The sequence below is a fragment of the Streptomyces sp. NPDC003943 genome (genome assembly GCF_053605265.1).
Genome location: NZ_JBSGIW010000002.1, coordinates 61,231 through 74,437, shown reverse-complemented (window position 1 = coordinate 74,437; position 13,207 = coordinate 61,231). Strand labels below are relative to the sequence as shown.

Here is a 13,207-nt window from a genome sequence, read left to right as displayed (position 1 = left end):
GATGGGTAGATTGCCGAGGGTTTCAGAGTTCCCTTGGGCGCATATTGGGAGCCCCCGCCGAGTCGGTAATTGGCGGGGGCTCTAGGTGTGCTGTCTGGAGAGGTTGGTGCCGCGGCTGGCGGGTGTTTGGCCGCCGATGCCGGTGTGGGGTCGGTGGTAGTTGTACCAGTGCAGCCAGTCGGTGAACGCTTCCATGCGCTCGTGGTCTGAGGTGTAGGGCCGCTGATAGGCCCATTCCTCGAGCAGGGTGCGGTGGAAGCGTTCGACTTTGCCGTTGGTCTGGGGGCGCCATGGCCTGGTCCAGCGGGGGCTGATGCCCAGGTCGCGGCAGGTGTCGCGCCAGGTGTTCTTGCTGTAGGCCCAGGCGTTGTCGGTCAGGACCCGCTCGATGCAGATGCCCAGGGGCGCGAAGTAGGCGGTGGCCCGGGTCAGGAAGGCTGCGCAGGTCGGTGCGGTCTCGTCGGGCAGGTCCTCGGTATAGGCGATGCGGCTGTGGTCGTCGAGGGCGGTGTGGAGGTAGGCGTATCCGGCGCCGCCTCCGCGGTCCTTGTTGGGGCTGCCGGCCGCCCGGCCGAGGACTTTGTGGCCGCCGCCGTCGGGGATCCGGCCCAGCCTCTTGACGTCGATGTGGACCAGTTCGCCGGGTCGGGCGCGTTCGTAGCGGCGGATCGGTTCGCCGGTTGCCTGGTCCAGGGCCGTCAGGGGCGGCTGCCCGTTGCGGACGAGGATGCGGTGGGCGGTCGAGGCCGCGATGCGGCACCGGATGGCCAGCCGCAGCGGGCCGATGCGGTGTTCGCGCCGGAGCCGGACTACCTCCGCCTCGAGCTCGGCCAGCGTCCGTCGGGGCTGGTGATGGGGCTGGCTGGAGCGGTCACTCATTCCGGCGACGCCGAGCTGCCGGTAGCGGCCGGCCCAGCGGGCGGCGGTGGTGTGGCTGACCTGGAAACGCTCCGCTGCCCGGCGCAGCGGCCAGCCGTCCTCGACGACACAGCGGGCCAGGCGAAGACGCCCGGTCTCGGTCAGCGGGGCACGAGGGCCTCCTCGGATCGGTGCAGATGTCGCAATCCACACCGAACCCGGAGGCCCTCACCCGTTCAAGAACCCAGCACGCGTGTCACCAACGTCCCCGGACAACACATCTAGGGCGTTTGACGGCCACGCTGACGGCAACGTCAGCGGACGAGCGTTGCGGCAGGCAGCTTGTCAGGGGGTCCTCTGCGTGGCCGAGGACGTGCTCAGGGAGTCGATGGCTTGGCGTAGAGGCGGAGCCGACGTGGGCGTAGATGCCGGCGGTGACGCCCGATGTGGGCGTGGCCAAGGAGTTCCTTGATGATGACGAGGTTCACGCCCTGCTCCAGGAGAGGGGTCGCGGTTGAGTGCCGGAGGTCGTGGAAGCGGATGCGGCGAAGTCTGGCCCAGTCGAGGAAGCTACGCAAGCGGCGGGTGAGGTTGCAGGACCATGAGACCGAGGCCATAGGCTATCTGGTGGGAGTGGTCGTGAGTGCAGGGAATCGATCGTTCGAACTTACGGTCTACGACCGGGCTCGCCTGGTTCAAGAACTCGATGGTGATCTGGATTCGGATCGTGCGTATTTTACCGATCCTAACTTGCTGGTCGTCCGCTCGGTAACAAGGGCCGAGATCCTCAGGACCATCGAAGCCCTGGTGAAAGGAAATTTTCAGGAGTTGGTGCCGAATCCGGTGGAATGGAGAACCAGGCGCCAGGGTGCGGAGCGAGCGGACAGCGCGCAGGTCCCGGAGTGGTGGAAGCGCATAATGTCGCAGTGTAAGCCTGGCATTGTGCCGCGTTGCACCAATCCGCAAGGTAGTCATATCGCCGGAAGCCCCACCAGAGTTTGTTTCTGGTGGGCTTCTGAGTCGTTTGACGGCAACGTCAGCGGACGACGGCCGCGGCTGGTGGGGCGGGGTCGTCTTCCTGGCGGCCGAGAGCATGGCCCAGAGTGTCGATGGCGTCGCACTGGAGTCGGACTCGCACGTGGGCGTAGACGGTGGCGGTGACGCCGATGTTGGCGTGGTCGAGGAGTTCCTTGATCACGACAAGTTCGACGCCCTGTTCCAGGAGCAGGGTGCGAAGGCGGGCATTGCGGAGCAGCGCGTTGCAGGTGTGGGTGAGGTTGGTCGGGGGGTCTGCTTTCCGAAGCGGTGAACACTTGCCCGCATTGGGCCACGTGGGGTCCCCAGCCCCGCGCTCGGTTTGGCTTGCTCGGCTCGCGCCATGCAGAGAAAGAAGAGATCATCAGGAGCCTGATCGGTATCGATCCTGTTACAGCCAGCCCTGTTGGCGGGCCGCCCGCACCGCTTCCATGCGGTTGCGGGTGCCCGTCTTGCCGATGGCGGAGGAGAGGTAGTTGCGGACCGTCGACTCCGAGAGGTGGAGGGTGGCCGCGATGTCGGCGATCGTCGCGCCGTCGACGGAGGCGCCGAGGGCGTCGCGCTCGCGGGCCGTCAGCGGGTTCGGGCCGGCGCTGAGGGCGGCGGCCGCGAGGGCCGGGTCGATGACCGTCTCGCCTCGGAGGGCCTTGCGGATGGCCTCGGCGAGGTCCTCGACCGGGCCGTCCTTCACGAGGAAGCCGGCCGCGCCGGCCTCCATCGCGCGGCGGAGATAGCCGGGGCGGCCGAAGGTGGTGAGGATCAGGACGCGGCAGTCGGGGACCTCGTCGCGGAGGTCGGCGGCGGCGTCGAGGCCGGAGCGGCCCGGCAGCTCGATGTCGAGGAGGGCGACGTCCGGCCGGGCGGTGAGCGCCGTGGGGACGATCTCGTCGCCGCGGCCGACCTGGGCCACGACCTCGATGTCCGGCTCCATGCCGAGGAGGAGGGCGAGCGCGCCCCGCATCATGCCCTGGTCCTCGGCGAGGAGGACCCGGACGGACTTCGAGGGGCGGTGGTCCTGCGGCATCTCGTTCACGAGGAACAGCGTAGTTCCGCCGACCTGTTGGGGCGCGCCGTGTAGGTTGCCCGCCATGACAGAACGTGGATCCGTCCTCTGGCCACCCGCACCGATAGCGACCGAGCGGCTCGTGCTCCGCGGGGCCGAGGCCCGGGACCGGGCGGCGTTCGTCGAGCTGTTCGCGTCGCCGGAGGTGGGGACGTACGTCGGTGGCGCTCGGCCGCGTCACGAGCTGGAGCGGGCGATGCCCGAGGTGCCCGGGCGGCGGTTCGGGCTGTTCGTGGTCGAGGCCGACGGAGCGATGATCGGCATGGTCACGTTCGACCGGCGCGACGCGGAGCGGCCGGGACATGTCCGGGTGGAGGGCGGAGAGGCCGAGCTCGGCTACATGTTCCTGCCGCAGGCGTGGGGGCGCGGGTACGGCGCCGAGGCGTGCGCGGCGGCGCTCGAATGGTTCGCCGGCGCGCTGCCCGGAGAGCCGGTGGTGCTCGTCACCCGGACCGCAAACGAACGCGCGATGCGGCTGGCGGCGAAGCTGGGGTTCGGTGAGGTGGAGCGGTTCGAGGAGTACGGCGCCGAGCAGTGGTTCGGGGTGTGGTCCTCGGTCACGTCGGCGTCGTCCTCTTGAGCCGGTGCGGTCGTCAGGCCGCCGTGTCGAAGGTGTAGTGGGCCGTGTGGTCGAGCATGTCCGCCGGGGTGACGTTGTTCCAGGGGCGCATCGTGTCGTGGAGGTCGACGACGTTCGGGGTGCCGGCCGCCGGGAGGTAGGGCGAGGCGGGGTGGCGGGACTGCCAGGTGGCCCAGAGCTTGTCGATGAAGGCGTGGTGGAGCCAGAACACCGGGTCGTTCGGGGAGACGCCGGTCGCCATCTGGCCGCCGACCCAGACGTGGACGCGGTTGTGGAGGTTCACGCCGCGCCAGCCTTCGAGGTGGTTGCGGAAGCCGTCGGAGGCGCTGTTCCAGGGGGCCGAGTCGTACGTCTCCATCGCGAGGACCGAGTCGACCTCGGCGCGCGTCGGCAGCCGGCGGCCGCCGGCGCCCAGGTCGCGGCGGAGGTAGTCGCGGCCGTCGACGCGGACGTTGACCGTCCAGCGGTTGCCCGAGCGGGCGAACGGGCCGTCGGTGACCTGGCCGTCGCGGGCGCGGCCGGTGCCGCCGAGGAAGTCCGGGGCCCAGAGCGAGGCGGCGGTGGTGCGGTCGGCCGTCCAGTCCCAGTAGGGGAGGGTGACGGTCGGGTCGACGGACTGCAGCGCCTGCTCGAACTCTATGAGGAAGCGCCGGTGCCAGGGCAGGAACGACGGCGAACGGTGGCCGACCCGGTCGCCGTTGTCCGTGTCGCCCATGATGAAGGCGTTGTGCGTCGTCACGAAGGTGTCGTAGCGGCCGTTCCGCTTCAGTTCGTGGAGCGCGTTGACGAAGCGGCGCTTCTCGTCTGCGGTGAGCGTGGCCTGGTTCTTGCGTACGGTCATGGTGGTGCGGCTCCTGGTGCGGATGAGCGTGTGAGCGGATCAGGCCTGGGAGAGCGGGACGAGCGCGGCGCCCTGGAGTTCGCGTACCGCCGCGCGGGCGGCGGCCCTGGGCGAGGCGACCGGCTCGTAGTGGGTGATCACGCTGATCCAGGTGCCGTCGGCGTTCTGCATGACGTGCAGTTCCTCGCCGTCGATCGTGACGCTGTAGCCGCCGTGGCCGCCCCCGTGATGTCCTCCGTGGTGGCCGGTGCTCTGCGCGGGGCCGCCCCTGATGCGGCGGCCCTGGTAGACCTCGTCGAACGAGTCCGGAGCGGAAGCCGTGGCGGTCGTGGCCTGCGCCGGGACCGCCAGGGCGAGGCCCGCGGCGGCGCCGGCCGCCGCGCCCGCGGCCACGCCCAGTGCCGTACGGCGGGTGATGCTCGAAGACATGGAAACCCCCTCATGGTTGTGCGGCCGAGGGTTGGTCATATGCCCCCGGCTGTTTCAATCCGTACTAGGGGGTGTCGGTCCGGCGGAAATCGCCGCGAGTCGGTTGGTCGTGATGCGGACAACCTCCCGCGAAAAGTGCAGACTTGAACGAAGTTGATCTTGCTGTGAGGGTGGGTTCCGGGGGTCGGGGAACGAAATGCTCCGCCGGGAAGGGGGCCCGCTGGAGATGATCTTGCTGTCTCGTGCTCCCCGTGTGGCGGGGCGCACTCCCGCAGACTGTCCGGATCGCATCCCCCGTCCCGTCCCGCTCGTTGGCACGGCATGAACACCACCCAGCGCACCCTCGCCGCCGCACTCCTCGCCGCTGCCGCCCTCGGCCTCGCCGCCGCACCGCACGCCCTTGCCGCCGACGGCGCGTCCGACGGCACCCGCGACGCCGGGCTCGTCGGCCTCCTCGGGCTCGATCAAGGCGCCGGCCAGGGCCCCACCAAGGGCCCCACCAAGGTGCTCGATCACGGCCCCGACTCCGGAGATCAGCAGGCCACCGTCAGCGGGAACGACTCCGTGCAGAGCATCGGCTAGGCCGCACCGGCGGGTTCGGCGACCTCCACCGGCAGCTCCGCCGTCACCCGGAAACCGCCCCGCGGACCCGGACCCGACACCAGCGTGCCGCCCGCCGCCGCCACCCGCTCCCGCAGGCCCTTCAGGCCGCTGCCCGGCGTCCCCGAACCCGTACCCCGCCCGTTGTCCGTCACCGTCAGGCGGACCCGCTCCGGTCCGCCGCCCACCTCGATCTCGCAGCGCGACGCGCCGCTGTGGCGCACGGCGTTGGTCGCCGACTCGCGGACCACCCAGCTCAGCAGCGCCTCCGTCTGCGGCTCCAGGGGCGGGCCCGACTGGCGTACGACGGGCTCGATGCCGGCCGAGGAGAGCGCGTCGCGGGCGCGGTCCAGCTCCGTCGTCAGGCTGCCCTCGCGGTAGCCGGTGACCGCCTCGCGGATCTCGGTCAGCGCCTGACGCCCGACCGACTCGATGTCCGTGAGCTGCGCGAGCGCCGCGTCCAGGTCGCGCGGGGCGAGCCGGCGGGCGGCCTCCGACTTCACGACGATGACGGAGAGCGTGTGGCCGAGCAGGTCGTGCATGTCGCGGGAGAAACGGAGCCGCTCCTTCTCGACGGCCGTGCGGGCCAACTCCTCGCGGGTCGCCCGCAGTTCCTGCACCGTCTCGTTGAGGGTGAGAATCGCCGCCGTGACCATGATCGAGATGAACGTCCCGTACACGATCCCGAACTCGTCCCAGCCCTCCCGCCAGACCGACACCGCCCCGACCCCCACGCACAGCGGGAACGCGATCAGCGCCAGCCGTCGGCCGCGCCGGACGACCGAGCCCACCGCGAGGCCCATGAGCGGGAAGAAGAGCAGCCAGTCACCGCCGTAGCCGGCGGCGAGCGCGAAGGTCAGCGCGCAGAGGACGACGAGCAGGCCCCACGTGACCCGGGTCTCGCGGGTGCGCTCGTGGAAGGCGCGGAGGACGATCGTGATGTAGAGGGTGTTGAAGGCCAGCAGGCCGAGGCCGCCGATCCACGGGTTCGGCACCTCGTGGTCGATGAGGTTGGAGATCGCGCCCAGGCCCATCAGCAGCCACGGCATCAGGCTCAGCCCCGTCGGCCCGCGATCCTTCGCGCTCTCTCTCCTGCGCCGCCAGATGTCCCGCAACCCTGCCATGGCCGTCCCCGTCCTTCACGTCGTCCGTTACGCCGTCCGTCACGCCGTCCGCGCGGAACGACGGTACGAGACCGCCGCGTACCCGCCGAACAGCACCGCCCACGCCGCCAGGATCGCCACCGTCGCCGCGCCCGGCATCGTGCCCTCCGTCACCGCGCGGCCCAGCTCCGAGAAGCGGTTGGTCGGGGTGTACGAGGAGATCGTGGCCAGCCAGTGCGGGAACAGCTCGACCGGGAACCACAGGCCGCCGACCACCGAAAGGCCCAGGTTGCAGGCCACGTTGACGACGCCGGTGGTAGCCGCGGAGAGGCGGTAGCCGTTGCCGAGGCCGAGGAGCGTGAAGGGCAGCGAGCCGGCCCAGAGCGCGACGGCGACCACCGCCCACTGCCAGGCGTCGAGCCGTACGCCGTTCACGAGTCCGCCCGCGAGCAGCACGGCGACGATGGCGGGCAGGACCACGACCGTGCCGGTCAGGGCGCGGCCCGTCACCACCTGGCGCGGGGTCATCGGGGTGATCCGCAGCTGCCGCAGCCAGCCGATCGACTTGTCCTCGGCGACGCCGCTGCCGAGCGACAGGGCGGCGCCCAGCGCGCCGTACGCCGCCATGCCGACCATCGCGTACGCCTTGTACCCGGAGCTGTCCTGGCCGCCGAGGTTGGTGAAGAGGAGGTACATCATCACCGGCACGCCGAGCGACGAGATCGCGAAACCGGTGTCGCGCAGGGTGCGGCGGACTTCGAGACGGACATACGCGGTGATCATCGGGACATCTCCAGGGTCTCGGACTCGTGAGCGGTGGCGGCGGCGGCGGTGGCGGTGGGGCGGGTCAGGGCCAGGAAGGCGTCGTTGAGCGAGACCCGGGTGACTTCCAGGCCCCGTACCGCGTCCATCGCGGCCAGGGCGAGGACCGTCGCGTCCGAGTCGTCGCTGCGCAGCTGGGCGCGGTCGCCGCGGATCTCGACGGAGGTGACGCCGGGGAGCGTGGCCAGGCCCTCGGTGGGGCGGCCGGCCAGGTCGAACGAGACGGTCGTGCCGCCCGCGGTCCGCTTCAGCTGCTCGGCGGTGCCGTCGGCGAGGACGCGGCCGGAGTCGACGACCACGATCCGGTCGGCGTTGGCGTCGGCCTCCTCCAGGTAGTGGGTGGAGAAGAGGACGGTGTTGCCGCGCCGGGCGTAGGCCCGCATCGAGTGCCAGAAGGCCTCGCGGGCCTCGACGTCGAGCGCGGCGGTCGGCTCGTCCAGGACGATCAGCTCGGGGTTGCCGGCCAGCGCGACGGCGAAGCGGACGCGCTGGGCCTGGCCGCCGGAGAGCCGGTCGACCCGGCGGCCGGCCAGGTCGGTGAGGCCGGCCAGCTCCAGGGCCTCGGCGACCGGCAGCGGCTTCGGGTACGTACGGGCCACGAACTCGACCAGCTCGCGGACGGTGACCCGGGGCACCGGGCGGGTGTCCTGGAGCATCGCGCCGATCCGGCCGGCCTCGACCGCCCGGACGGGCGCGTCGCCGAAGAGGCGGACCCGGCCGCTGTCGGGCTCGTCGAGGCCGAGGAGGAGGTTGATGGTGGTGGACTTGCCGGCTCCGTTGCGGCCGAGCAGGGCGACGGTCTCGCCGCGCCGGATGGTGAGGTCCATGCCGTCCACGGCGCGGACCGCGCCGAAGGTCCTGGTGACGGAGGAGAAGGCGACCGCCATGTCATCCCCCGCCCGGTTTCCCGCTGTCTCGTTCGTCATGACCACGAAACTACGGAGCGCGGGCAGGGTCCCGGCAGGCTCGGGCGTACGGACCTGGCCGTGACAAATGTCCTGGGTCCCGCGCCGGACGCGGCCCGTACCCACGGTATCTGACATGGTGTCAGGAGGGTTCCCATCGTCGGACCCCTCCGCTATACATGGGGATCGCCGTTCTAGAACGCGTTCTAGTGCGCGTTCCGGTTCGTGCCCCGCACGGCCTCGGCGCGGTCGACGGTGCGGACGGCCGCGCCGAGGTCTCCACCTGCAACAAGCAGCAGCAAGGAGCAGCAACGCGATGCCCATTGACGCCGCCAAGGCCGTCGCCGCCGAGCCCCGCAGCGCGGAGATCGCCTGGGACCACAAGGACGTCCAGCTCTACCACCTCGGCCTGGGCGCGGGCGTCCCCGCGACCGACCCGGACGAGCTGCGCTACACCCTCGAATCCCGGCTCCACGTCCTGCCCAGCTTCGCCACCGTCGCGGGCGCCGGCATGGGCGTCGTCGGCGGGCTCTCCGCCCCCGGCATCGACATCGACCTCGCCGCCGTCCTGCACGGCGGCCAGTCGATCACCCTGCACCGCCCGCTGCCCGTCGCCGGCCGGGCCGTCTCCACCTCGCGCGTCGCCGCCGTGTACGACAAGGGCAAGGCCGCCGTCCTCGTGCTCCGCTCCGAGGCCGCCGACGCGGACGGGCCGCTGTGGACCAGCGACGCCCAGATCTTCGTACGGGGAGAAGGCGGCTGGGGCGGCGACCGCGGGCCCTCCGAGCGCCTCGAACTCCCCGCCCGCGAGCCCGACGCCACCGCCGAACGGCCCGTCCGCGAGGACCAGGCGCTGCTCTACCGGCTCTCCGGCGACTGGAACCCGCTGCACGCCGACCCCGAGTTCGCCAAGCTCGCGGGCTTCGACCGGCCGATCCTGCACGGCCTCTGCTCGTACGGCATGACCCTCAAGGCGGTCGTCGACACCCTCCTCGGCGGCGACGTCACCCGCGTCCGCGGCTACCGCACCCGCTTCGCCGGGATCGTCTTCCCGGGCGAGACCCTGCGCATCCGGATGTGGCGCCAGGACGAGCACACCGTCCAGGTCGCCGTCACCGCCGTGGAGCGGGACGACGCCCCCGTACTCGCCGACACCGTCGTGGACCACTCCTGACACCAGCCCCGAGGGGAGCCGCACCATGCGCGCAGCCGTACTGCACGAGACAGGCCAGGACAAGCTCGAAGTCCTCGACGACGTCGAGGCCGTGGGCTTCGGCCCCGGCAAGGTACGGATCCGGGTCCGGGCCACCGGCCTGTGCCACTCCGACGTCTCCGCCATGAACGGCGTCCTGCCGCAGCCCGCGCCCTTCGTCCCCGGGCACGAGGGCGCCGGCGAGATCCTCGACGTCGGCGACGGGGTCACGGGTCTGAGCGCCGGGCAGCGGGTGCTGCTGTGCTGGCTGCCCGCCTGCGGCAGCTGTCCCGCCTGCAAGCGCGGCCAGACCCAGCTCTGCCTGGCCGGCTTCCTCAACGCCGGCACCCCCAACTTCAAGCGCCCCGGCGGCGACGTCTTCGGCTTCGCCGGCACCGGCACCTTCGCCGAGGAGGTCGTCGTCGACGCCGGTTGCGCCGTCCCGATCCCCGACGACGTGCCCTTCGACATCGCCGCGCTCATCGGCTGCGGGGTGACGACCGGGCTCGGCGCGGCCATCAACACGGCCAAGGTGGAGGCCGGTTCGTCGGTCGCCGTCATCGGCTGCGGCGGCGTCGGCATCTCCGCCATCCAGGGCGCCAGGCTCCAGGGCGCGGCGCAGATCGTCGCCGTCGACCCCGTCGAGTCGCGGCGGGAGGCCGCCCTCCGCTTCGGCGCGACCGAGGCCGTCGCCCCCGAGGCGCTCGGTGACGCCAAGCAGCGCGTCACCGGGGGCGAGGGCTTCGACTACGTCTTCGAGGTCGTCGGCAAGTCGGCCACCGCGCGGACGGCCTACGAGACCACCCGACGCGGCGGCACGCTGTGCGTCGTCGGCGCGGGCGCCCTCGACGACTTCCTCCAGCTCAACATGTTCGAGCTGTTCTTCGACGAGAAGCGGATCCTGCCGTCGATGTACGGGGGCGGAGACGTGCTCCGCTCGTACGAACGGGCCATCGCACTCTGGCGGGCCGGCCGCATCGACCTGGAGTCGCTGATCACGCACCGGGTGCCGCTGGCGGGGATCAACGAGGCGCTGGAGCAGATGCGGACGGGTGTGGCGCTGCGTACCTGCATCGAGATCTGACCGCTGGATCCACTATTCGGGATCCAGGACGTTGGATCCGACATCCGAGTTGAGGGGACGCGATCATCCATGTCACTGCCGTCACTGCCGTCACTGCCTCTTGAGGGGCTGAGCGCGATCGTCACCGGCGCCGGGCGCGGCCTCGGCCGGGCCGAGGCCCTCGAACTGGCCCGGCTCGGCGCGGCCGTCGTCGTCAACGACTACGGGCAGCCCGGGCGCGACGGCTCCGGCGCGGCCTCCGCCGCGCCCGCCGAGGAGGTCGCCGAGGAGATCCGGGCGGCGGGCGGCCGGGCCGTGGCGCACCTCGGCGACGTCGCCGACTTCGAGACCGCGCGGGGCCTGGTCGACCTGGCCGTGAGCGAGTTCGGGAAGCTGGACGTCCTGGTCAACAACGCGGGCATCCTGCGCGACCGCATGGTCTTCTCGATGAGCGAGGACGAGTGGGACTCGGTCATCCGGGTCCACCTCAAGGGCCACTTCAACACCACCCACTTCGCCGCCGTGCACTGGCGCGCCCGCGCCAAGGCGGGCGAGAGCGGGGTCTACGGCCGGATCGTCAACACCTCCTCGGAGGCGTTCCTGGCGGGCTCGGCCGGGCAGCCCAACTACGCGGCCGCCAAGGGCGGCATCGTCGGCCTGACGACGTCGACCGCGCTGGCGCTGGCCAAGTACGGGGTCACCGCCAACGCGATCTGCCCCCGGGCCCGCACCCGGATGACCGAGGACGTGTTCGCCGGCTTCGCCGAGCCGACGGCCGAGGACGAGCTCGACCCGCTGTCGCCCGAGCACGTGGCGCCGCTCGTCGGCTATCTCGCCTCCCCGGCGGCGGCGGGCGTGAACGGGCAGCTGCTCGTCGTCCACGGCGGGATGGTGGCGATCGTGGACCGGCCCAAAGTGGCCGCCAAGTTCGACACGGCCAAGGACGTCTTCTCGTACGAGGAGCTGGACGCGCTGCTCACCCCGCACTACGCGGACCGCCCGGCGGGGGAGACCTTCGCGGCGGCGGAGGTGCTGGGGCTGAAGAAGGGCTGAGGGCCGAGGACGCGAACGGCCCCCGGAGACTCCGGGGGCCGTTCGTCGTTCACTGCGCTTCGGGCTCGCGCCGGTGGCGGCCGTGCGGGGAGGACGAGGAGTCCTCGGTCGGCGCGGCCGGGCCGCGGTGCTTGCCCGAGCCGTTCGGCTCCTGCGCGTTCATGTTGTTCATGGTGGAACTCACCCCGTAGTTGTCGCTTGTTGCTGTGCGGCGTCCGTGAGTCTAGCCACCGGGACTGACAGTTCTAGGCGCCGGGTTTGCGGTCCGCCAACGGCGCCTGGCCCAGCGGAATCGGACGGCACACCTTCGCTTCCGCCTCGGCTTCCGCGGCGGTTTCCGCCTCGGTCTCCGCGTCGGCCGCAACCGGTTCCGCGGGTTCCGCCGGTTCCTCCAGGGCGGCGAGGCCGCAGGGCGTGTCAGCCGTCGCGTACGGCAGCCGGAGCACCCCGTCGGCCGTCCACAGTCCGGATCCCGCCAGCCAGCCGACGGGGGCGGCCAGTTGGCTCATCCGGCGCGCGGACGGCCGCCACATGCCGACCCAGCTGCCTCCGGCCGCGTCGATCCGCAGCGCGACCCCGCAGCTCTCCGGCATCAGCACCTGCCCCGGCTGCACGGCGAACGGCGTCACCGCCGCGTCGTCCAGGCGCAGACAGTCCGGGAAGCGCACCGGCAGCAGGCTGCCCAGGACGCCCCAGCCGAGCCGCTCGTGCCCCGGCGACGGCGCGTCGGAGCGGATCAGGAGCAGGCCGCTGTCGGGGTCGGCGAGCAGCAGCCGGTCGTTGCTCCGCTCCGTGATCTGGAGCAGCGGCGTGACCTCGCCACCCCGCTCCAGGTCGATCGCGACGGCCTTCACCGGGCCGTCGTCGAGCTGCCGGTCGAGCGCGAGCATCCGGCCCGTACGGTCCAGCCACACCCCGCCCGTACAGCGGCCCTTGATCTCGGCGACCCGCTCGGGCCCGAACGCGCCGCCCGCCACCAGCCACAGCGTGGTGGTGTCCCGGCCGACGCACATCGCGTACGCGCAGATGCCGTCCGGCGACGGCGGCAGCAGCGTCAGGGCGCCCGGCGCGGGTGCCTCGACCGAGCCGAGTACCAGCTCGCCGGTGTCCGGGCCGGTCGGGTAGAGCAGCGAGAACGTGTGGCGGAGCCCGTCGACCCGGCGGCCGACGAGCACCCGGCCGTCCGCGAGCGGCAGCAGCAGCGCGCCTGCCTCCTCGGGCTGGGCGAGCGGGAGCGGCACGGCGTACGGCTCCGGGCCGTCCAGCGTCCACCGTTCCGCGTACAGCGCGTCTCCGGACCCGGCGAGCCGCGCCGCGTAGGCGCCGTTCGCGGTGATCGTGAACCCGCCGGGGCGGTGGGCGGGCATCGGCGGCCACATGGCGTCGCCGTCTTCCGCGTCCCCCGCGGCCGTCTCGATGGCACAGGCTGTCATCGAATCGTCACCTCCGGCCACGAAGCTAGTTTTCGCACTTCCAGCCGAACAACACGAGCCACCCCACTTCACACCAAAGGGTGGCGGTCCGCGGATTCCGCTGAGCCGAGAAGGCGGGGTGTGCTGGAGTGACCGGAGGTGGGTGAGGTGAGGTACACCTTAGTGGGGCTGGGGATGAGGTGCGGGGCCCTCAGCTGCCGTGATGCGCCGACGGTGGCGCCGCCGTCCGG

14 protein-coding genes and 1 pseudogene are annotated in these 13,207 nt (G+C 71.8%); 5 read left to right on the top strand and 10 right to left on the bottom strand.

Annotated elements, in window-relative coordinates; all coding sequences use genetic code 11:
* Positions 1–81: 81 nt before the first annotated feature.
* From ACWEV0_RS01450 to ACWEV0_RS01435, 4 genes and pseudogenes are all read right to left on the bottom strand, one after another.
* On the bottom strand, positions 82–1,047 hold the full coding sequence (locus tag ACWEV0_RS01450; protein WP_453145548.1) for an IS481 family transposase: 966 nt from the start codon (positions 1,045–1,047) through the stop codon (positions 82–84).
* A gap of 156 nt (positions 1,048–1,203) precedes the next feature.
* Positions 1,204–1,451: pseudogene (locus ACWEV0_RS01445) on the bottom strand (tyrosine-type recombinase/integrase); the annotation flags it as partial.
* 443 nt (positions 1,452–1,894) lie between these two features.
* Entirely contained in the window at positions 1,895–2,056 is a 162-nt protein-coding gene (locus tag ACWEV0_RS01440; protein ID WP_453145395.1) for an integrase, read from the bottom strand.
* Positions 2,057–2,284: 228 nt separating this feature from the next.
* On the bottom strand, positions 2,285–2,917 hold the full coding sequence (locus ACWEV0_RS01435) for a response regulator (protein WP_403793641.1): 633 nt from the start codon (positions 2,915–2,917) through the stop codon (positions 2,285–2,287).
* A gap of 64 nt (positions 2,918–2,981) precedes the next feature.
* On the opposite strand from ACWEV0_RS01435, the gene ACWEV0_RS01430 reads away from it, so the two are divergent.
* Positions 2,982–3,536, top strand: a complete 555-nt coding sequence (locus ACWEV0_RS01430; RefSeq protein ID WP_453145393.1) for a GNAT family N-acetyltransferase — start codon at positions 2,982–2,984, stop codon at positions 3,534–3,536.
* A 13-nt stretch (positions 3,537–3,549) separates the two neighbouring features.
* On the opposite strand, the gene melC2 is transcribed toward ACWEV0_RS01430, so the two are convergent.
* Both melC2 and melC1 read right to left on the bottom strand, forming a co-directional pair.
* The gene (melC2, locus tag ACWEV0_RS01425; protein WP_453145391.1) at positions 3,550–4,377 is read right to left on the bottom strand and encodes a tyrosinase MelC2; all 828 of its coding nucleotides are present in this window, start codon (positions 4,375–4,377) and stop codon (positions 3,550–3,552) included.
* A gap of 39 nt (positions 4,378–4,416) precedes the next feature.
* Complete coding sequence (melC1, locus tag ACWEV0_RS01420; RefSeq protein WP_453145389.1) at positions 4,417–4,806, bottom strand: apotyrosinase chaperone MelC1; 390 nt, start codon at positions 4,804–4,806, stop codon at positions 4,417–4,419.
* Positions 4,807–5,127: 321 nt separating this feature from the next.
* Here melC1 and ACWEV0_RS01415 point away from each other — a divergent pair, with 321 nt between their 5' ends.
* The gene (locus ACWEV0_RS01415) at positions 5,128–5,388 is read left to right on the top strand and encodes a hypothetical protein (protein ID WP_453145387.1); all 261 of its coding nucleotides are present in this window, start codon (positions 5,128–5,130) and stop codon (positions 5,386–5,388) included.
* Here the strand turns inward: ACWEV0_RS01415 and ACWEV0_RS01410 are convergent.
* Genes ACWEV0_RS01410 through ACWEV0_RS01400 form a run of 3 tightly spaced genes read right to left on the bottom strand, consistent with a single transcriptional unit; the run spans position 5,385 to position 8,218 of the window.
* Entirely contained in the window at positions 5,385–6,530 is a 1,146-nt protein-coding gene (locus ACWEV0_RS01410; protein ID WP_453145386.1) for a sensor histidine kinase, read from the bottom strand. The two genes, ACWEV0_RS01415 and ACWEV0_RS01410, sit on opposite strands and share 4 nt — an antisense overlap.
* 39 nt (positions 6,531–6,569) lie before the next feature.
* Positions 6,570–7,292: an ABC transporter permease gene (locus tag ACWEV0_RS01405; RefSeq protein WP_453145384.1), complete on the bottom strand. Its 723-nt coding sequence runs from the start codon at positions 7,290–7,292 to the stop codon at positions 6,570–6,572.
* Positions 7,289–8,218 carry an ABC transporter ATP-binding protein gene (locus ACWEV0_RS01400; RefSeq protein ID WP_453145546.1) on the bottom strand — a complete coding sequence of 310 codons (930 nt, stop codon included), beginning with the start codon at positions 8,216–8,218 and terminating at the stop codon, positions 7,289–7,291. Before ACWEV0_RS01400 ends, ACWEV0_RS01405 begins: the two co-directional genes overlap by 4 nt.
* A 334-nt stretch (positions 8,219–8,552) precedes the next feature.
* Here ACWEV0_RS01400 and ACWEV0_RS01395 point away from each other — a divergent pair, with 334 nt between their 5' ends.
* From ACWEV0_RS01395 to ACWEV0_RS01385, 3 genes are all read left to right on the top strand, one after another.
* Positions 8,553–9,410 carry a MaoC/PaaZ C-terminal domain-containing protein gene (locus tag ACWEV0_RS01395; protein WP_453145383.1) on the top strand — a complete coding sequence of 286 codons (858 nt, stop codon included), beginning with the start codon at positions 8,553–8,555 and terminating at the stop codon, positions 9,408–9,410.
* Positions 9,411–9,435: 25 nt separating this feature from the next.
* Positions 9,436–10,512 carry a Zn-dependent alcohol dehydrogenase gene (locus tag ACWEV0_RS01390; protein WP_453145381.1) on the top strand — a complete coding sequence of 359 codons (1,077 nt, stop codon included), beginning with the start codon at positions 9,436–9,438 and terminating at the stop codon, positions 10,510–10,512.
* Between the two features lie 69 nt (positions 10,513–10,581).
* A complete protein-coding gene (locus ACWEV0_RS01385; RefSeq protein ID WP_453145379.1) occupies positions 10,582–11,544 on the top strand; it encodes a 3-oxoacyl-ACP reductase in 963 nt (320 codons plus the stop codon).
* 245 nt (positions 11,545–11,789) lie between these two features.
* Here ACWEV0_RS01385 and ACWEV0_RS01380 read toward each other — a convergent pair whose 3' ends face one another.
* Positions 11,790–12,977, bottom strand: a complete 1,188-nt coding sequence (locus ACWEV0_RS01380; protein ID WP_453145377.1) for a hypothetical protein — start codon at positions 12,975–12,977, stop codon at positions 11,790–11,792.
* Between the last annotated feature and the right edge of the window lie 230 nt (positions 12,978–13,207).